Genomic DNA, 17,636 nt, shown 5'->3' on the forward strand with positions numbered 1-17,636 from the left:
CATGTGTGAACTCACGGTGCACCCACTGCCGTTGTGCCGCGCAGCGCGTCCAGGACCCGGCGCTCGGCCGCCCCGAACCCAGGTGTCGTGACATCCTCCGCGCCCCGCGGGCGGGACAGCGGCACCTCGAACCGCTCGACCACCGTGGCCGGACGCGGCGACAGGACGTGCACGGTGTCCGCGAGCAGCACGGCCTCACGGATGTCATGGGTGACAAGGACCACCGTCCAGCGGTACTTCTGCCACATCCCGGCCAGCCAGATCTGCATGTCGCTCCTGGTCAGCGAGTCGAGTGCGCCGAACGGCTCGTCGAGCAGGAGCACCGGCCGCTCAAGGACGACCGTCCGCAGCAGTGCGGCCCGCTGTCGCATCCCGCCGCTGAGCTGCGACGGGTACGCCTTCTGGAAGCCGTCGAGCCCGAAGTCCGCGAAGAGCGCGTCGGCCCGCGCCCTCGCCTCCTTCCTCCGCACTCCCTGCGCCTCAAGGCCCAGGGCAGTGTTGTCCAGCACGGTCCGCCAGGGGAACAGCAGGTCCTTCTGCGGCATGTACGCGACCTTGCCGGACCTCCCACCGGGTGGCTCACCCTCCACCCGTACCTGTCCCGAGGTGGGCCGGTCGAGGCCGGAGACGAGGTTGAACAGCGTGCTCTTGCCGCTGCCGCTGGGTCCGATGACGGCCGCGAACTCGCCCGGTTCCACGAACAGATCCAGGTCCCGCAGCACCTCCAGCGATCCGAAGGTCTTGCCGACCCCCTCGACGCGCAGACCGCTCACGACGTCACCTTCCTCTGCGCCCGCTCCCAGGGCAGGACCAGCCGCTGCAGCAGGTAGGTGGCCCCGAACAGCGCGATGCTCAGCGCCGCCGTCACTCCGACCGCCGCGAACACCAGGTCCGTACGGAACGCGCTCTTCTGCGCCTGCATGTAGATGCCGAGGCCGGCCTCGGCGCCCGCGTACTCGGCGAAGACCGCCCCGACGACCGCGTACGTGACGCTCACCCGCAGCCCCGCGAAGAAGTACGGCATCGCACTGGGCACGCGGACCAGCCGGAAGGCCCGCCATCGGCCCGCGCCGAGTGTGCGCAGCAGCCGCATCGCCTCCCGGTCGGTCGAGGCGAACCCGGCGGCGAGGTTCGCCGCGAGCGGGAAGAACGTCGTCAGCGTCACCACCAGCATCTTCGGCAGCAGCCCGAAGCCGAACCAGATGATGAGCAGGGGTGCCACCGCCACGATCGGGATCGTCTGCGTGGCGACGAGGAGCGGATACAGGCCCCGGCGGGCCGCCGCCGAGAAGTCCAGCAGGACGGCGATCAGCCAGGCGGCCACGAAGGAGAGGGCGAAGCCGAGCAGCGTCTCCTGGAGCGTGGGCAGCGTCTGCGTCCACAACTCCGCCCGGTTCTCCCAGCCCTGCTCCACCACTCGCGCGGGACTCGGCAGGGCCGTCGGGTCGACCCCGGTAGCCGTCACGTACACCTGCCAGCCGCCCACGACGACGGCGAGGACCAGCAAGGGCGGCCACAGCGACCGCAGCACCCGACTCACTTGGCGACCGGGAGGTAGGCGTTGGTGAAGAACTCCGAGGCGTCCGGGGTCTTCGTCTGCTTCTTGCCGTTCGCGTCGACGAGCAGCCCCGCCTTGTACTCGAAGTCGGCGAAGGCCTGCCAGCGCTCGGCACTCTGCGTACCGATGGCCCCGTCGGCGCCCTTGTAGTACTCCTTCGCCAGCAGCCGCTCGCTCTTCTTCACCAGTTCGGTGTTGGTGAGGATGCTCTTGTTCGCGGAGATCAGCAGGTCGGCCGCCTCGTCCGGCCGGTCGACGGCGTAGCGGTAGCCCTTGTCGAGGGCCGCCAGGAACTTCTTCGCGGTCTCCGGGTTCTTCTTCAGGTACTGGTCGGAGGAAGCCACCAGCGTCGAGTAGATCGCCGGGAAGCCGTACTCCGACAGCTGGAAGTTCTTCAGCGGCTTCCCGCTCAGCTCGGCCTCCAGCCCCTCCCACGTCGGCATCGGCATCGCGAAGTCGGCCTTGCCCGCGTAGAGCGCCGCGTACGCGGAGGTGCTGAGAGTGACCTGCTTGAAGTCGCCCTTGCCGCCGGCGTTCCGGACCACCTCTTGGAGCAGCGGCTTCTCGTAGGGGGCGCCGAAACCGGCGTATGTCGCGCCGTCCAGATCCTTCGGGGAGCCGATGTCGGCGCGGTCGGCGCGCACGGCGACGGTCACGTTCGTCTTCTGCGTGACCGCGTAGACGGAGGTGATGTCCTGGCCGGCCGCACGCGCAGTGGTGACGCCTTCCTGGTAGGAGATGCCGAAGTCGGCCTTGTGGGCCGCGACGAGGGTCTCGGGCGCGGTCGCGCCGTAGGGGACGATCTTCAGGTCGATGCCCGCGGCCTTGAACCAGCCCTTGGCCTGGGCGACGTAGATGCCGGTGTGGTTGGTGTTGGGGGTCCAGTCGAGGGCGAGCGTGACGGTGGTCGTGCCGTCCTTCGCGGTGGTCGAGGCACCGGCGTCGGTGTCGGCGGAGCAGGCGGTGGTGACGGCGAGCAGGGAGATCGCGGCCATGGCGGGGATGAGGGGGCGGTGGTGCATGCCGGGGTCCTTCGTACAGGAGGGGAGTCGGGTGGTGTCGGAGTGGTGGTCACGGCCGACACAGCGCCCCGTCCATCCGCATGAAGTCGACGGCGAGACGCCGGGTGAGCGATCGCGCCTGGCAGGTCAGGACCTTCACGCCGGCACGTCCAGGAGGCTGTTGGTGAAGGACCGGTCCCAGTCGCGGGCGTGCCCGACGGCGCCGTGTTCCGCGAGCCAGTGCGCGTACGGCCCCATACGGTCCTCGTCGATCACGCCCCAGCGGCCGTGCGCGTCTGTCCAGGTGGGGGCGACCAGGGAGAGGGAGCGTGCGATCAGCGAACGCGGGAAGTACGGGATCACTCGCTCCAACAGCTCCAGCGTGGCGTCGGGCTCCTGGGCAGCGGCCGCGTAACCGCGAGCTGTGACGGCGAGGAAGTTCCGTACCAGGGAGGGCTGTCGGTCCAGCAGTCGTTCGCTCGTGCCGAGCAGATAGCTGTGGTAGCGCGGCGCGCCGATCTCGTCTACGGGCCAGGTCAGCCGCTGCTCCTCGGGCAGGTCGCCGCGCAGCGCGTCCCACGACCAGTAGTTGCCGAAAGTGGCGTCCGCCTCGCCCGCGGCTATGTCGTCCACGGTCAGCTCGCGGGCGCCCGCGTCGATGATCGCCACGGCATCCGGATCGCCGCCGTCGGCCGCCACCAGATGACGGACCATGGCCAGGCCGCGCGGGGTCGGGTTGAGGGCGATGCGGCGGCCGGCGAGGTCGCGAGGACGTTTGATGCCGGTCGACGTCGTGGTCTGGATTGCCTCCAGGCCCCGGTGGTTGACGGCCGCGACCGCGATCAGCGGCTGACCCTGCGCGGCACGGCGGGCGAGCAGTCGGTTGGGCGGGAAGACGCCGAAGTCCACCTCGCCCTGAGCGAGGTACTCCAGTGTGTCGCCGCGCCCGGGATCCTGTACGACCAGTTCGACGTCCAGGCCCGCCTCGGCGAACCAGCGGCGGGCGCGGGCGACATAGAAACCGGCAGAATTCGGCCAGGGGTGGAAATAGTCGAGCATGACCCGAATGTGTGACATGAGGGTACTCCGGAAGCGGCGCGCGGCAGCGCAAGGCGATGGGGAGGGAGGGAAGGCGAGGCGGAACGGTCAGTGGGACCGACGACAGCACGCGCGACAACAACAGGAGGCGGACGCCGGGGCGTTGGTCGCCAGGGGCGTCGACTCGACTGCTGCGAACACGTGAACTCCTACGCGGGACGCCAGAAGGCGCGATTGGTGCGGTCGGCGTCCCCATGGGGATCGCGCTCGACGAACGGATCCCAGACGCCCTCTCAGCCCAGCCGGGTAGGGGCTCCCGCGTAGATGGCCGAAACCATAGCCGCAGGCCCCCGATGCCGCGCAAGCGGGGTCCGAAATATGGGATCAAGTGGCTCGACCAGTAAGACGCCCAGTTCAGAGGCGTACGATCGGCCGCCATGACCTCCCTGCTGCCCGGCCCGCTGGTCGACTCCACCTGGCTCGCCGACCGTCTGGACGACCCCCGCCTGATCGTGCTCGACGCCACCACCCTGCTGCCCTCGCCCCGGCACGACGGCGACCACCGTTGCGCGAGCGGACGCGAGGGCTGGGCCGAGCGACACATCCCCGGCTCCCGACACGCAGATCTGACAGGAGACTTCTCGGACCACGACGCGCCGTACCACTTCGCCGTCCCGGGTCCTGAGGCGCTGGCCGCCGCACTCGCCCGGCTGGGCGTCGGCGCGGGTCACTCGGTCGTCGCCTACGACAGCGGGGGCGGCATCTGGGCCGCCCGCCTGTGGTGGATGCTGCGGGCGATCTCCGTTCCCGCGGCCGTCCTCGACGGCGGCCTCGAAGCATGGACGGCGGCCGGACATCCGCTCGCCTCCGGCGAGAACACCGGGCGGGCGACAGCCGTCACCCCCGTCGTCCCGGTCCCGCGTCCAGAACTGTGGACGGACATCGAGACCGTGACCGCCCTCAGCCGTGGTGAACTCCCCGGCACCCTGGTGTGCGCCCTGCCGGCCGGGGGCTTCGACGGTTCGGCGCCCACGCGCTACAGCCGTCGCGGCCACATCCCCGGCAGCAGCAGCCTGCCCGGCCGCGAACTGCTCGACTCCGCCGGCCGGGTACTGCCCGCCACCGAACTCGCCGCCAGGGTCGGCGCGGTGCTCGGCGCCGCTGATTCACCGGTCGTCCTGTACTGCGGCGGCGGCATCTCGGCCGCGGGCGCGGCGCTGGCCCTCACCCTGCTCGGCCGAGAGGACGTCTCGCTGTACGACGGCTCCCTGGAGGAGTGGTCGGGGGATCCGGCACGACCCCTGGAAATCGGGGGCGCTGCCGACTGAGAGCGCGGCGGGGCGGCCGGAGCGCATGCCGGGCAGGCCGGCCTGTCCGTGCCCGAGGCACCCTGCCGTACGCACCGGGAACTGATCGCGGCATGGCGCGCGCGAGATGGGGCCGGAAGCCGAACGCGACACGAGGGGGAACGGGTGGAGTGGGAACTGGGGGCGGCCGGTCTGGTGGCCGGGATGCTGATCGCGGTGGTGACCGCGCCGGTGGGGGTGTCGGGAGCCGTGTTCCTGCTCCCGCTCCAGCTCAGCGTGTTCGGCGTCCCCAACCCGGCCGTCACGCCCACGAACCTGCTCTACAACGTCGTGGCAGGACCCGGGGCCCTGTTGCGTCACCACCGGAGCGGTGCGCTGAGAGCTCCGCTCGTACGGCTGCTGGTTCTGGGCACCCTGCCCGGCGTGGTCATCGGTGCCGTCCTGCGCGTCTTCGTCCTGCCCGGCCCGCATGTCTTCCGGCTGCTGGTCGCCGCCCTGATGCTGCCCCTGGGTATCTGGCTCGTTGTTCGCACCCTTCGCCCCCGGGAGCCGAAGGCCGGTCGACCCGAACCCGCACCGCGGACCATCACCTGCCTGGCGCTCGCCGTCGGCGTCGTGGGAGGGATCTACGGCATCGGTGGAGGGTCGATCCTCGGCCCGATCCTCGTGGGCCGCGGAATCTCCGTCGCCAAGGCCGCACCCGCCGCCCTCGCCTCCACCTTCGCCACCTCCCTTGTCGGCGCCACCACTTATGCCCTGCTCTCCCTCACCCCGACCGGCAATATCGCCCCAGACTGGTCCCTCGGTCTCGCTTGCGGCCTCGGCGGACTCATCGGCGGCTACATCGGCGCGCGCCTCCAACCCCATCTCCCCGAAACCCTCCTGCGCCTGCTCCTCGGCACCCTCGCCACGGCACTCGGGGCCCTGTACGGAGCCGAGACCGCAGCGACCGTCGTGTAGCAGGGAGGGCCAACGCGTGGGATCGTCCTCGACGTCTCTCACGCGTTCAGGACCGAGCCAACAGCCACAAGACGCCGCGTCGAGTTTGGCATCATGCCTGTGGACGAGAGCGCCGCGGCTTTCTCACCGGGAAGGCCCTTACGGGGCGACTCACCCGGCGGGCGGTTTCACCGCATCGGCCTGTTCGCAAGCCCGGGCCAAGACGAGGCCGAGCCTGCGCTCCCACCTCGCCCGCGACGGACGGGGACGCCCTTATGTTCGTCCGGGTTTCTTCGTACAGAATCCAGTCATCCAGAGAGAGGTCGACGGGGCGGTGGCACTGCCCGCAGCAGTTCCCACAGGGGGCGTGAGCCGCTTGCCCACTCGCCCAGCATGGTGCGGTCCACCAGGTGCAGCCGTTGGGAGCGGGCGAAGTCGATTGCCGGTTTGGAGAATCTGCCGTTGGTGACGAGCACGACGACGTCGCCCTTGTGGACGGGCCGGCCCGTGCCATTGAGGACCTGCAGGTCCGGGGTGCCTACCGCGGCTCCGGACAGACCGGCCCGCCGGTGCTTGCACTGGATCACCCAGCGCCGCCCGTAGGGGTCGGTGGCCTTCACGTCCGCGCCGTTGTCTCCGGCGCCCCCGACCTGCACGGCGTTCGCGCACCCGTCGCGCCGCATCAGGTCCCGTACCGCGTGCTCGAACTGCCGGTGATGCAGCGCGTCCAGCTGCGTCAGCGCGTACCGCAGTCCCAGGGAACGCACCCTCTCCCACCGCGCGGCCCGCTGACGGCTGACCATCCAGGCCGCCGCTGCTGCGCCGCCGAGCAGCACCAGGACGAGAGGGACCCATGGATGGGCGCGCACGAAGTCCACCACCGCCGCGACCACAGCTCCCGCGATGACCAGGCCGCCGAGGACGAGGAGGAGCTGCTCGGTCCCGTCCGCCTTTCGCGGCCGCCGCCGGGCCGGACGCCGGCTCACCTCCCCGCTCCGTTCCGGTCCCACTTGATCGGGTACGACACCGTCGGCACCGGACGCGGCGCGGTCTCTTTCCACCCCGGCCGGCGAATCGGATACGACACCGCCGGCGTCGGTGCCTGGCGGGGCGTCGCCTTTTCCCAGCCTGGCCACTTGATGGGGTACGTCACCGCCGACGAGGACCGTGGCGCCGGTAACCGCCCCGTGCCCGCTCCGCTGCCCGTCGACGTGCCGGAGCCGCCGAAGATGAACACAGCCGCCACGATACCGATGGCCAGCGCGGTCTGCTGACTCGTTCCGGCCGGCGCCCTCCAGTGCGCCCGCACCACTGTCCCGTCCTGCTTGGTGTACCCCTTGACGAACGGCAAGGCCGAAGCCCCCTCCCCTGGTCGATCGCGCGCATCCCGCGCAGCCGACCAATGTAGGGCCCACCACTGACAGCGGGTCAGATGTCAGCCACCTTTCGTGATCTCCGGCGACCAGTCGGGTCGTTGGGATCGGAACCAGCGATGCCTCAGGGCAGGTGAGTGAGGCGGGAATCCAGACTCTCGTCGATCTGACGTAGATAGGTGCGGGTGGTCCAGCTCCGACCGCTCTGATCCCGCATGCCCAAGGAGGTGTGCCATGGTCGACCAGGTGGGGCCGCCCTGTCTCTGCCCGGCCCTCCGCCACGACCGTCTCGGCGCCGGAGTCGGCCCGCCGCCCGCCTGACAAGGGCATTGTCACAGGCAGCGGTTACCTTGCAGCTCGGCAGAGAGCCACGGCAGGGTGTAGGAAGAGGAGCGGCAATGGTCGTCGAGGTGGGGTACGCGCAGGCGTGGGACCTGGAGGCCTGTGCGCCCTGGAGGCCGATGTCCGCCGAGGAGGCCGGGGAGCGGGATGCCGCCGGGCTTCCGTACGTGGTGGTGTACCGGGAGCCGGGGCGAAAGGCCCCGCTGGAAGTCCGGCTGGTCTCCTGGCGGGACCACTACGTCGGGCTGTGGGTCTACGACGCGCAGGGCCGCCGCACCCACGATCTGGACATGAGGCTGCTGGACGACCCGTCGCGGCTGCTACGCCGGTACTCCGTCGGCTGGTACTACACAGGCCCGGAAATGGCGGAGTTCGACAAGGCGTGCCCACGCATCACCGTGGACCTCTTCCCGGACGGGAGGGGCCGGCGGACGGAGGAGTGGCAGGGGCAGGGCGGGGGCTCCCGCACCACCTCGCCCGAACTCCGGGACGACGAACGCTGGATGGACCGCCCCGCCTTCGGGCAGTGGCCGTTGCTCTCGGCCCAGGTGCACGGGCTCAATGAGCCGCCGGCCTTCGAAGCCGCCGAGGTGGCCGAGGCGGCCGAGCCAGGTGACGCAGGCACCCCTGCTACCTGCTGGCGTCCGCCGCGCCCCGCGCAGCCCGGGCCGATCAACGAGTTGTTCCGGCCCGGGGCGCGCGTGACTGACGGGTACCACCCCGAGATGACCGTCGTGGAGCCGCGCCGGGTCGGCACCCTGCGCGTGCCCGGCGGGCTGCTGGCCGTCTGCGACCCGGACAGCGACCGCGGCGACAGGCCGCGCATCACCGTCCCCGTCCCGCCCGGGGAGTACGTACTCGACGAGGCACGGGTCCGCTTCAGCTACCAGTGCGAGTGGAGGAAAGCCGAGGTCACGTCCACGCAAGCCACGGCCGTCCGCCTGCTCGTCAGCGAGACCCCCGCCGCGACCTGGGAGATGGCCCTCGGTCCGGCTGACGATCCCCGGCTGTTCATCGAGCAGCAGATAGCCGGGTTCGACACTGATGGTGCCACGGGCTGCTTCGCCGACGCCGGGTCCTGGAATCCGCTCACCGCGCTGTTTGAGCGGGGACTGATACAGGGGGAACCGGACCTGGACGGGTACGAGGACATCGACGACGATTCCATGTTCATGCAGCGCACCTGGGACGAGGCTTCCGGTGGCGAACTCATGTCCTTCGCGACGACCGGCGACGGTACCTACCCGGTGTGGGTCGGCCGTTCCGAGGCCGGTGAGGTAGCTGGCGTCGTGGTGCTGGTGGAGGGGATGCCGGAGCTGCTTCCGCGACAGGACGGAGCCCCCACCGATGCGGCTGTGTAGTCAGGGTTCTGCCTGCGGGCGCAGTCGCCAGCCCGATCGCAGCTGGTGACAATCTCGGCCGTTCGCTTCCTGATACCCGGCCCCTGGAGTACATGTACCCATCAGGACAGCAGCGGGTGCCCCTCGAACTCGTGAACATCGACCTGGCCGCCTTCGGGATGTCTCCCGCGCCCATCGACAAACGAATCCCGTTCTCGTTCTCGTTCTCGTGGAGAAAGCCAACCGGCTGACGTGGACGCGCAACGGCGAGCCGATGCGGTCTGGCGTCATGTGCGACCTGCCGAGCGCCGAGGACGGCAAGGCGCTCCTTGGAGCGGTACGGCCCCTCGTATCAGCAGGCCTTCGCCGAGCTTGCCGTATCGCACCGCGGCCGGCCGGTCGACGAGATCGTGCCGCTGCTCCGTACGGCAGCCGACCGGGCGCTCCTCGGGTTTACCGGTGCTGACCTGATCGAGCAGGCGCGGGCGATCAGCAACGGTGCACGGTACGAGCTCCGGGTCCGCGTCACTGGACAGGCGGCCTGGTACCGCCGACCGCACAGTCGTACTGCCGCATTTCTCCCCCGGGTGATCAGGGCTCCGTTGGGGCAGATGTAGTACGTAGGAATCCGCCAGAAGGCCGGTAGACGTGTACCCGGTGCACTTCCTTCCAACCCGGAGGGTTGGTTCTTCCGCCGGCCAAACGGCCGGGGGCCACTTCCCCGGCTCAGGTCGTTGATGTCCCTCGTGACGGCCCCCGTCACCACTTGAATCCGATGACCTGGTCTTGCCGCATCCGGCATCCCTGTATCGGCGCCAGGGGTGCCGTGTGCTGGTTCGGCGGAAGGACGCGAGCTATGCCCCTGCAGCACGCTTACGAGGGCCGGATCCTGGCCGTGATCGTCCCCTCCGATCTCGATGTGGCTTCCCGCGCGGCAGCGGCGCTGCACGTGCAGGGTCTGGTCCTCGCGTACCGGCCTCGGGGCGTGCGGCTGCACATGGCGTCCGGCCCGGCCAGCGACGCCTCGCTCAGTGTCGTGGCGCGGGTGCGCCGGCTGTGCGACGGTCTCGATATCGCCCTGACACTTGTTGACCGGCCCTGGACCCCGCGCACAGCGCCGGTCCAGACGGCCGCACCGGGCACTGTCGGTGCCTGAAGCGGAGGTGCATCGCTCATGAAGAGCGACGGCCGCACCCATTGCGAAGAGACGTACGCGCCCGCCATCAGCGGGCACATCGACAGAGGACCCGAGGGAGCGTCCGTCTACCGGCAGGCGACCCGGTATGACGGCACCGCGCGCCTCCAGGCCTCCGGAGAGTTCGACGTGGACAGCGTCGAGTGTCTGCGACGCGCTCTGGCCGACGCCCACCGCGACGGCGCCACCCGCATCCGGCTCGACCTGGCCTCCGTCACCTTCGGTGACTCCTCGTTCCTGCACGTCCTCGTCCGCGCCCACAGCGCTTTCGGCACGCTCGTGCTGGCGAGGCCCCTGCCGGCCCACCTTCGCCGCCTTTTCGACCTCACCGGCACCACGAAGATGTTCCACTTCGAGGCTTGAGACAGGGGCAGGCACTCATGATGGGGTCAGGAAGCTGTTTTCTCTTGGCCCGCGTTCCCTCCGCAGCGATCTGCTACTCGGTCCCGCACCAGCTCGTCGACGAGCGCGTCCGGGTCTGCTTCCACGGCGACGAGCTGATCGTCACCGCCGTGTCCCCGGCAGCGCGGTGGAGGCCGACCGCCACCCGCGCTCGAGGCCGGGGCGTCCGCGGATCGCCGACGAGTACTACCCCGACGCCCCGCGCGGCGAACGCACGCCGAAGCCGACGAACCCGGCCAAAGCTCAGTTCCTGGCGACCGGCGTCCGCGGGATCCGGGCGAGGATGGTCGACGCGGTGGCGCTCGCCACCACGGGACCGCTGATGTCGACCGTGCTCTCGGCACCGCGGCGACGATCGGCCGGTTCGCCGAGGTAGACCTGCTGTCGATGCTGGACCACCAGGGCGAGAACGACCGCGCGGAACCGATCCGAGGCAATGAAGCCCACAGCCTTCAGCCGGGCACCTCCGCCTGGTCCGGGTGCACGACACCGTGATCCTCCGTGGTCTCAGCCGGCACCACCGGTCGGCCTGTCCTGCCAGCCGGGCAACTCCAGCTCCTCGTCACGAAGTGCCCACACCGGCCCCTGCCCGGACAGCGGTCCCGCCAGGACCCGCAACTGCTGGGGGGCGGTATTCGTCGCGCGCGTCCTCGACGCTGAAGCCAGCCGAGGCCAGGACCTGGGCCATCGCCTGCACCATCGCGCCCTGGACCGCGCTGGAATGCCGCAGCACCGGCTCGTCCAGCTGCTTCAGCCGAAACGCGCGGCTCGCGCAGGCCCGCAGGCGCGGGCTCGCCTGCCAGCCCACGAACACACCGCCCGCCGCGTCGTCACCGTCGTCGATGTCCACCTCGGCGCCGCCGGCAAGAACCGGGTCGAGTTCCGGCGCGACCACGGGCAGGCCCGCGGCGGCCAGCTCGTCGCGGACCCTCCTGGCGAGCTTCTGCAGAGCCGCGGACTCTTCAACACCCACTCGTTCGAACATTCGCTCAATCTAGCCAACGCAGAGAAGGAACCCTTGATGACTGACACGGCAACCGAACCTGCCCGGCTCAGGATGGCTGCCCCGGCCTCAGCCGTCGCGGCCACGTCCGGCGCCGCGTTCGGCGAGGCGATCGCCATGACCAGAAGGTTGAAGCCGCCTCACATCCACCGGACCGATGACGGAGATCATCCCGACCGCGAAGGCCCAGCGCTGGGCCTCCGTCTGTGACAGCCGGCTGCGCGGGATCCCGCCGAGATCGTCCGGGCACTTCTGGCCGAGGAGGCCGCCGGCCGGGACGCGGCCCACCTCCGCACGCGCCGCACCCGGGCGGCCCTCCCGACGGCCCCGGCAACCCGACGGTCAGGCTGAGCAAGGCCGTTCAGCGGTGCCTCTAGGTCACTCATGGCAGTCACCGTCCTTCGGGCCCAGCAGCTGTGGGCATCGGCGGGGCGCCTGGACCTGGTGGATTCCGCAAGCCCCTCGGTGATCCTGCGAGGCGCATGGGTGCGGCTCTCCTCCTCATCCCTCGAAGAGCATTTCCTCCACTGCGGCCGGCGCCGCTGCCTCCTGCTGTGCGCGCTCGAACTCGAGCTGCCACGCTCGCGCCTCGGCGTAGGCGACGTGGACCATGCTGCCCGGACACAGCACCAGTGCCCGAGGCTCGACCTTGTGGTCCTTGACCGATCCGTACCCGATGCGTTTGGTGGGCAGCAAGGCGTGGGGAACGGAGCAAGAAGGGCAGGGAGCCTTCGGGAGGGTCGCCATGTCACCAGAATGGCCCAAGGGGCCCCGGCGCGACAGGGGGCGCTGACCGGTGACGAAGGGCGGGACACGCAGCCCCATGGACTTCGAAGGAGCCCATGCCCGGCTGCGAACTTCCCATCCGGCGTTCGATCCGAATCGCGGTGAGGGCGTCGTGCTGTACGCGGACGCGCCGTCCGACGGCCGTTCCTGGCGGTACGCGGATTGCCGGGAGTTCTGGGGACGTTGATGGGCAGGAATCCGCCTTGGCTGAGGTCCTCGAATTCGAGGGTGGCCGGCACCGTCACGAGGCCGGTCCCGGCACCCAGGGGGCGCCGGGACCGGCCTCGTCGTAGGGGAACGCAATCAGGCGGGGCGGCCGCCGAAGGGAGCGCCGGTGCCGTAGTAGGTGCCCAGCTCCTCCCTGTAGCGGGCATCGCGGAGGTGCTTGTCCTGGTGGAACTCGGGGGCGTTCTTGATCTGCTCCTTGGTGCGGTCGACGAAGATCTTCTCGGCCTCCGGGTCGACCTTGACGACCGTACTCGCCGGCAGCAGGACTTCCTTGCCGAAGATCCATACGCCCGTGTCGACCACCAGGTAGGAGTCATCGACCTCGTCGGAGTGCTTGTCGACCTTGCCGATGCTGCCGCAGCGACTCGTGCCGGGTTCGCGACGCCGTCCTGACGAACGACATGGCGATGGTCGGGCATCCCACCGGAAGGGCCATCCGTGCCGTGGTCAAAGCGTTCGGGGAGAATTTCTTACGCCGCTTGGCCCCCCTCCGACCCGTGAGGCGTCCAGCAGGCAGAACATTTCTATGGACAGCAACCACGAGATGGATCCGGCACACCACGTTCCGGACCGGTGTCGGCGAGAGGACGGTGCGCGCTCTGGGCGCGCTTTCGAAGGCGTTGGAAATCACGGAACGGGCCCGCGGTCATCGCTACGGGTTCCACCAGCTCACCGGGACTGCCGACTTTGAACTCGGCGACGCGGTCCGGCTCCTTCGGGAGGGGGGCACCATGAGCAGGCCGAGCGGGTGGAGCGTGAAATCGTGGGCCGCAACGTCATCCCGGGCCACCGGACGTTCCAGAGCGTCGAGGCATACGACTTCACCTCTTACCAGCCCTTCGCCGCAGTGGAACGGGACGTCGTTGACCACGTGGGTGGTGGGCGTGGCCACCTCCTGGAAGCCCGCCTCAAGACGATCCGCCGAACTCCCCGCCATCCTGACCACACCGCAATGTCTCCGTCGTAATGACCGAGCAGCTGCGGAGCCGCACCGGCGTTGGAGGCCGCGTGGACCAGCCCCACTCGTGCATGCTCGGGCGGCGGGTCCGCCCGGTTGCACGGGACATCGGGACCCGAGGCGCGGCTCTGCCCGCGGCCCTCGGGCGCCGGATGCGTCCAACGGGGAGAACCTGCAGGACGGCGGCATGGTCGAGTGGCGGCAGGGCAGGTGCGGGGCTAATGACGGTTCGATGCACAGGCGGCGACATGCGTAGCGTAGGCGTGGAAGAAGAGCTGCTGCTCGTAGACGCGGGCAGTGGTGCCCCGCTCGCTGTGTCGGGGGCCGTGCTGGCGGCCGCGGAGCGGTCAACCTGGCAGCGCCCCGGCACGCACGGTCGGCGGGACCACGAGTTCGAGAAGGAACTGCAGAAGGAGCAGTTGGAGTTCGCCACGAAACCCGTCACCGAGATGGGCGAGCTGCAAGAGGAGATCGTCCGGATTCGCCGCGAGGCGGCCCATCACGCGGCGAGTGCCGGTGCTGTAGTGGCGGCGGTCGCGACATCCCTGCTGCCCGTCAAGCCGTCGCTGAACGTCGGCCGGCGCTACCGGTGGATGGGCGAGCAGTTCGGACTGACCGCGCAGGAGCAGCTGACCTGCGGATGCCACGTCCACGTGTCGGTCGCCTCGGACGACGAGGGCGTCGCCGTCCTGGACCGCATCAGGCCCTGGCTGGCCGTCCTGACCGCGATGAGCGCGAACTCGCCCTTCTGGCAGGGTGAGGACAGCGGGTACGGAAGCTACCGCAGCCGGGTGTGGAACCGCTGGCCCTCCGCCGGCCCGGTGGACATTTTCGGCTCCGCCGACCGCTACCACGAGCAGATCCGCGCGATGCTCGACACCGGAGTGCTGCGCGACGAGGGGATGGTGTACTTCGACGCCCGCCTCTCGGCCACCTACCCCACCGTGGAGGTCCGGGTCGCCGATGTCTGCCTGGACGTCACTACCCCGGTGCTGCTCGCCGCCCTCATCCGCGGCCTCGTCGAGACGGAGGCCCGCGCCTGGCAGGACGGGCAGCCTCCGGCCAGGATCGGTACCGGCCTGCTGCGACTGGCCTCCTGGCGGGCCGGACGCTCCGGCCTGGACGGACCCCTGCTGCACCCCGAAACCATGAGGGAGACGTCTGCCGAAGACGCGGTCGAGGCCCTGTACCGGCACGTACGCCAGGCGTTGGAGGACCACGGCGATGACGAGCGGGTCCGGGAAGGCATCGCGCACCTCCTCGAACGGGGGAACGGCGCCCGCACCCAGCGCCGGCTGCACGCCGACGGACACGACCTCGCATCGGTCGTCACGCGGTGCGCGGAGATGACGGTCAAGCCGTGAGGCGCTCGGGAAGCTCGGGCATGTCTCGTGTCCGTTGCCGATGTGATGCGGAGGTCGAACCGGGCAGACGTGGGGCATACCGATGTGCATGTTCAGAGCGACGAACGGAGTGCGCGATGACCAAGTCCAGGGAGCACGACCAGGCCCCCACCCCTCCGTCGCAGGCTCCCGGCGAGAGCGGCGACCCGGAGGCCCGCGAGGAAGCGGAGGACGCGGTGCTTCCCGACACGCACGAAGGGGGAGCCGGCGACGCGTTGACTCCGAGCAACGATGCGCAGCGTCGCGCCGCCGAAGCGGCGAAGAGCGCCGGCCGGGACACCTGACCGAGGGCCGTCATCATTCCCGGTCGAAGCGGCTGAGCGAACGTCCCGGGCGTTACCAGGCGCTGCGGTTTCGGGTGGATCCTGCGGGCTGACACCGGGCAAGGCGAACGCGTTCGCGCCGCTGGATTTTGGCGAGCCGCGCCTGGGGCGCGTGCCGTCCTCGTCGCGGCCCGCCTGACTGTGGTCCACGCTGAGACTGCTTGCGGCCGGCGCTTGACGGCGCCAATGGGGCCGCCCGACCACCAGCCCGATCGCTCCGACGTCTGCCGGAGCGATCGGTGCAGGCCTGTCCGATTACTTCAGGAGGAGTTCGAAGCCGCTTCGGGGGAGCGTGGGCATGCGGGACAGAGGAATCCCGAGGTCTTGGTCGGGGACGTCGTAGTCGAGTCGCGCCAGTTCCGTCGCGATGGCCGCGAGTGCGGTGACGGTGATGTCCTCTCCGGGACAGCGGTGGCCGCGCGCCGGGTCGCCGCCGCCTTGGGGGACGAGGTTGGCCAGCGGGTCCTGAGGCCCTTCGGGACTGGCGAACCGGCGCGGGTCGAACCGGTACGGATCCTCCCACAGGGCCGGTTCGTGGTTCTGGCCGTACAGGTCGAGCAGTACCAGGGCGTCCTTCGGACCGTGTTCCCCATGCCAGGTCACGTCTTGTGCGGCGAGGCCCGCCACGAAGGGAGCGAAGGGATAGAAGCGCCGTACTTCGTGGGCGAACGCCTCGGCGTAGGTGCCTGCGGCGTCGGCGCGCAGCAGATCGCGGTGCTGGGGCCACCGGTGCAGTGCGTGGGCGGCGAACGTCGCGAACCAGGCGATGGCGACCGGGGCATGATGTTCATCAGCTCGACCGCGGCGATACGGGGACCCAGGAGCGTTTTGTCCAGGTCGCGGTGCCAAGCCACGGTCTTCAGTGCCGAACCCTTGGAGTCCGCCTCCGGGGCCCGGCGCACATCAGTGATCAGGTCGGGGAGGGCTTGCTCCTGGCGGCGCCGCGCCTGGCGTGCGCGCAGGTGGCGGGGGCCGGGGGTGGCGAACCCGTCGACCATGGACGTGCAGTCGCGGGCCAGGCCGGCGGCTGCCGCGTCGGAGAGCGGCAGGCCCGCCCAGTCGCGGACCGCAAGCGCGAGGACTTTGGCTGCTTCGTCGAAGAGCACCATGCGGTCCTGCTGCCGATCGGCCATCGCTTCGCGCCACCGCCGGGTGAGGTGCTCGCCCAGTGCCGCGACTCCGGTGCCGTCCTTGAGGAGGGCGATGAACATCGCCTTGCGCACCCGGTGCACGTCGCCGTCGAGGCAGCGCGCCGCGGGCCGTGCTCGCCGACACGTCGGCACCAACCCTGTACCGGGACCTCGTGGGCGAAGAGCACCTCCCGTCCCGCCTCCAGCGGGACCTGCAACGCTTCCAGTGGGACTTCGCGACGTTCAAGGTCGACTGGGCACTGACCAGCCCGGTGTCCTGGACGGCGCCGCAGGCCACCTCGGCGGGAACGGTACACCTGGCAGACGGCCTCGACAGCCTTCCCCGCCTCGCCGCCCAGATCGCCATGGGACACGTCCCCGACGAGCCGTTCGCCCTGATCGGCCAGATGACCACGGCGGACCCCACCCATTCGCCGGCGGGCACGGAATCGACGTGGGCATACGGGCCTCTACCTGGCCTCCGCGGCCGCACATCACGGCGGAGGCGTCCCCCCGTGCCCGGCGAACTCCTCCTCGCCCAGGCGACGCACCGGCAGGGTCAGCTTCCCGGCCAGCCGGAGCCCGGAGCGGACCGGGGGGAACGGCGTGAAGAGGGCAGGGGGTGGGCCAGCGCCCGGGGGGAGCGTGGGTCCAGCGGAGGCCCTCCGAGGCCAGGTCGAGACCGGTGAGGACCGGGGAGGTGGCGGCGAGCGGATAGAAGGCGCTGAAAGATGTCCGAGATGTAGTCCGGGTGCACATCGCGGTCACTGGGTACGGCTCCTCCGGGCTCGTGCTGCGCCTCCAGGATCTCCACGCTCCACCCGGCGTCGAGCAGCAGGTTCGCGGCCACCGGTCCGTTGGGGCCAGCGCCGATCACCATCGCGTCAGGCACGGAGCACCTCGCCGGGCTGTTGCTCCTCGACCCTGGCCAGGCGGGGCCAGCATGCCCCGGTGCCGTAGCTGCAGGGCCGCTTCAATGACAGGAATGTGTACGGATCCGCCCAGGCCACGCAGGGGTGCTCGTCGCAGACGACGAGGGTCTCCTCGCCCCACGGCCGGAGCTGGAGGAAGATCCTCGCGGTGCCGAGCGACGTGAACGACGCCTCCAGCTCCAGTTCCTTGTCGAGTTCCCGGTGGCGTACCGTCGTCACTCCTTCGGACGACCAGGGACCCCATCGCGCGGTGTAGCGGAGCCGGGATCCGACCTCCGGCCACAGCTCATCGAGCGGTGTGGAGTGGGACGGTCCAACCACCCGCTCCCCATACAGGGCCGGGTCGGCGAGTACGGCCCGCCCACGCACTCCGAAGGG

General features: G+C 70.3%; 20 protein-coding genes and 4 pseudogenes. 11 read left to right on the top strand and 13 right to left on the bottom strand.

All coding sequences use genetic code 11. The features are described 5' to 3' along the window. Positions 1-11: 11 nt before the first annotated feature. From AB5J54_RS40980 to AB5J54_RS40995, 4 genes are all read right to left on the bottom strand, one after another. A complete protein-coding gene (locus tag AB5J54_RS40980; protein WP_369149120.1) occupies positions 12-773 on the bottom strand; it encodes an ABC transporter ATP-binding protein in 762 nt (253 codons plus the stop codon). Continuing rightward, entirely contained in the window at positions 770-1,540 is a 771-nt protein-coding gene (locus AB5J54_RS40985) for an ABC transporter permease (protein ID WP_369149121.1), read from the bottom strand. Before AB5J54_RS40985 ends, AB5J54_RS40980 begins: the two co-directional genes overlap by 4 nt. Further along, the gene (locus AB5J54_RS40990) at positions 1,537-2,580 is read right to left on the bottom strand and encodes an ABC transporter substrate-binding protein (protein ID WP_369149122.1); all 1,044 of its coding nucleotides are present in this window, start codon (positions 2,578-2,580) and stop codon (positions 1,537-1,539) included. Before AB5J54_RS40990 ends, AB5J54_RS40985 begins: the two co-directional genes overlap by 4 nt. 135 nt (positions 2,581-2,715) lie before the next feature. Then, positions 2,716-3,636: an ABC transporter substrate-binding protein gene (locus AB5J54_RS40995; RefSeq protein WP_369149124.1), complete on the bottom strand. Its 921-nt coding sequence runs from the start codon at positions 3,634-3,636 to the stop codon at positions 2,716-2,718. Between the two features lie 398 nt (positions 3,637-4,034). Here AB5J54_RS40995 and AB5J54_RS41000 point away from each other — a divergent pair, with 398 nt between their 5' ends. Continuing rightward, positions 4,035-4,925 carry a sulfurtransferase gene (locus AB5J54_RS41000; RefSeq protein WP_369149126.1) on the top strand — a complete coding sequence of 297 codons (891 nt, stop codon included), beginning with the start codon at positions 4,035-4,037 and terminating at the stop codon, positions 4,923-4,925. Positions 4,926-5,108: 183 nt separating this feature from the next. Beyond that, the gene (locus AB5J54_RS41005) at positions 5,109-5,864 is read left to right on the top strand and encodes a sulfite exporter TauE/SafE family protein (RefSeq protein WP_369149621.1); all 756 of its coding nucleotides are present in this window, start codon (positions 5,109-5,111) and stop codon (positions 5,862-5,864) included. A gap of 287 nt (positions 5,865-6,151) precedes the next feature. On the opposite strand, the gene AB5J54_RS41010 is transcribed toward AB5J54_RS41005, so the two are convergent. After that, a complete protein-coding gene (locus tag AB5J54_RS41010; protein ID WP_369149128.1) occupies positions 6,152-6,829 on the bottom strand; it encodes a restriction endonuclease in 678 nt (225 codons plus the stop codon). 24 nt (positions 6,830-6,853) lie between these two features. Here AB5J54_RS41010 and AB5J54_RS41015 point away from each other — a divergent pair, with 24 nt between their 5' ends. The 4 genes from AB5J54_RS41015 (at position 6,854) to AB5J54_RS41030 (ending at position 10,456) form a co-directional block, all read left to right on the top strand. Next, positions 6,854-7,117 carry a hypothetical protein gene (locus tag AB5J54_RS41015; RefSeq protein ID WP_369149129.1) on the top strand — a complete coding sequence of 88 codons (264 nt, stop codon included), beginning with the start codon at positions 6,854-6,856 and terminating at the stop codon, positions 7,115-7,117. Positions 7,118-7,614: 497 nt separating this feature from the next. Next, positions 7,615-8,919: a DUF4241 domain-containing protein gene (locus AB5J54_RS41020; RefSeq protein ID WP_369149130.1), complete on the top strand. Its 1,305-nt coding sequence runs from the start codon at positions 7,615-7,617 to the stop codon at positions 8,917-8,919. 835 nt (positions 8,920-9,754) lie between these two features. Continuing rightward, on the top strand, positions 9,755-10,054 hold the full coding sequence (locus tag AB5J54_RS41025) for a hypothetical protein (RefSeq protein ID WP_369149131.1): 300 nt from the start codon (positions 9,755-9,757) through the stop codon (positions 10,052-10,054). An 18-nt stretch (positions 10,055-10,072) separates the two neighbouring features. Beyond that, positions 10,073-10,456 (top strand): STAS domain-containing protein, encoded by a 384-nt coding sequence (locus AB5J54_RS41030; protein WP_369149132.1) that lies wholly within the window; start codon positions 10,073-10,075, stop codon positions 10,454-10,456. Positions 10,457-10,738: 282 nt separating this feature from the next. Here the strand turns inward: AB5J54_RS41030 and AB5J54_RS41035 are convergent, their stop codons facing one another. The 3 genes from AB5J54_RS41035 to AB5J54_RS41045 form a co-directional block, all read right to left on the bottom strand. Beyond that, positions 10,739-10,894 (bottom strand): hypothetical protein, encoded by a 156-nt coding sequence (locus AB5J54_RS41035; protein WP_369149133.1) that lies wholly within the window; start codon positions 10,892-10,894, stop codon positions 10,739-10,741. A 163-nt stretch (positions 10,895-11,057) separates the two neighbouring features. After that, on the bottom strand, positions 11,058-11,480 hold the full coding sequence (locus AB5J54_RS41040; RefSeq protein ID WP_369149134.1) for a hypothetical protein: 423 nt from the start codon (positions 11,478-11,480) through the stop codon (positions 11,058-11,060). Between the two features lie 519 nt (positions 11,481-11,999). Beyond that, positions 12,000-12,245 carry a hypothetical protein gene (locus AB5J54_RS41045; RefSeq protein ID WP_369149135.1) on the bottom strand — a complete coding sequence of 82 codons (246 nt, stop codon included), beginning with the start codon at positions 12,243-12,245 and terminating at the stop codon, positions 12,000-12,002. A 76-nt stretch (positions 12,246-12,321) separates the two neighbouring features. Here AB5J54_RS41045 and AB5J54_RS41050 point away from each other — a divergent pair, with 76 nt between their 5' ends. After that, positions 12,322-12,471 (top strand): peptide ligase PGM1-related protein, encoded by a 150-nt coding sequence (locus tag AB5J54_RS41050; RefSeq protein WP_369149136.1) that lies wholly within the window; start codon positions 12,322-12,324, stop codon positions 12,469-12,471. A 116-nt stretch (positions 12,472-12,587) separates the two neighbouring features. Here AB5J54_RS41050 and AB5J54_RS41055 read toward each other — a convergent pair. Continuing rightward, positions 12,588-12,869, bottom strand: a pseudogene (locus AB5J54_RS41055) (PRC-barrel domain containing protein); the annotation flags it as partial. Positions 12,870-13,038: 169 nt separating this feature from the next. On the opposite strand from AB5J54_RS41055, the pseudogene AB5J54_RS41060 reads away from it, so the two are divergent. The 3 genes and pseudogenes from AB5J54_RS41060 (at position 13,039) to AB5J54_RS41070 (ending at position 15,157) form a co-directional block, all read left to right on the top strand. Beyond that, positions 13,039-13,479: pseudogene (locus tag AB5J54_RS41060) on the top strand (hypothetical protein). 239 nt (positions 13,480-13,718) lie between these two features. Further along, entirely contained in the window at positions 13,719-14,834 is a 1,116-nt protein-coding gene (locus AB5J54_RS41065) for a glutamate--cysteine ligase (protein WP_369149137.1), read from the top strand. A 116-nt stretch (positions 14,835-14,950) separates the two neighbouring features. Next, a complete protein-coding gene (locus AB5J54_RS41070) occupies positions 14,951-15,157 on the top strand; it encodes a hypothetical protein (RefSeq protein WP_369149138.1) in 207 nt (68 codons plus the stop codon). Positions 15,158-15,451: 294 nt separating this feature from the next. Here the strand turns inward: AB5J54_RS41070 and AB5J54_RS41075 are convergent, their stop codons facing one another. After that, a complete protein-coding gene (locus AB5J54_RS41075) occupies positions 15,452-15,823 on the bottom strand; it encodes a cytochrome P450 (protein WP_369149139.1) in 372 nt (123 codons plus the stop codon). Then, positions 15,796-16,419: a hypothetical protein gene (locus tag AB5J54_RS41080; protein WP_369149140.1), complete on the bottom strand. Its 624-nt coding sequence runs from the start codon at positions 16,417-16,419 to the stop codon at positions 15,796-15,798. The genes AB5J54_RS41075 and AB5J54_RS41080 overlap by 28 nt, the downstream gene beginning before the upstream one ends. A gap of 26 nt (positions 16,420-16,445) precedes the next feature. Between AB5J54_RS41080 and AB5J54_RS41085 the strand changes: the two are divergent. Beyond that, positions 16,446-16,802 (top strand): annotated as a pseudogene (locus tag AB5J54_RS41085) (NAD(P)/FAD-dependent oxidoreductase); the annotation flags it as partial. Between the two features lie 33 nt (positions 16,803-16,835). On the opposite strand, the pseudogene AB5J54_RS41090 reads toward AB5J54_RS41085, so the two are convergent. Continuing rightward, a pseudogene (locus tag AB5J54_RS41090) lies at positions 16,836-17,218 on the bottom strand (NAD(P)-binding protein); the annotation flags it as partial. Next, positions 17,211-17,477 carry a hypothetical protein gene (locus tag AB5J54_RS41095; RefSeq protein ID WP_369149141.1) on the bottom strand — a complete coding sequence of 89 codons (267 nt, stop codon included), beginning with the start codon at positions 17,475-17,477 and terminating at the stop codon, positions 17,211-17,213. The pseudogene AB5J54_RS41090 and the gene AB5J54_RS41095, both read right to left, overlap by 8 nt. Between the last annotated feature and the right edge of the window lie 159 nt (positions 17,478-17,636).

Source organism: Streptomyces sp. R44, assembly GCF_041053105.1.
Classification (GTDB): domain Bacteria; phylum Actinomycetota; class Actinomycetes; order Streptomycetales; family Streptomycetaceae; genus Streptomyces.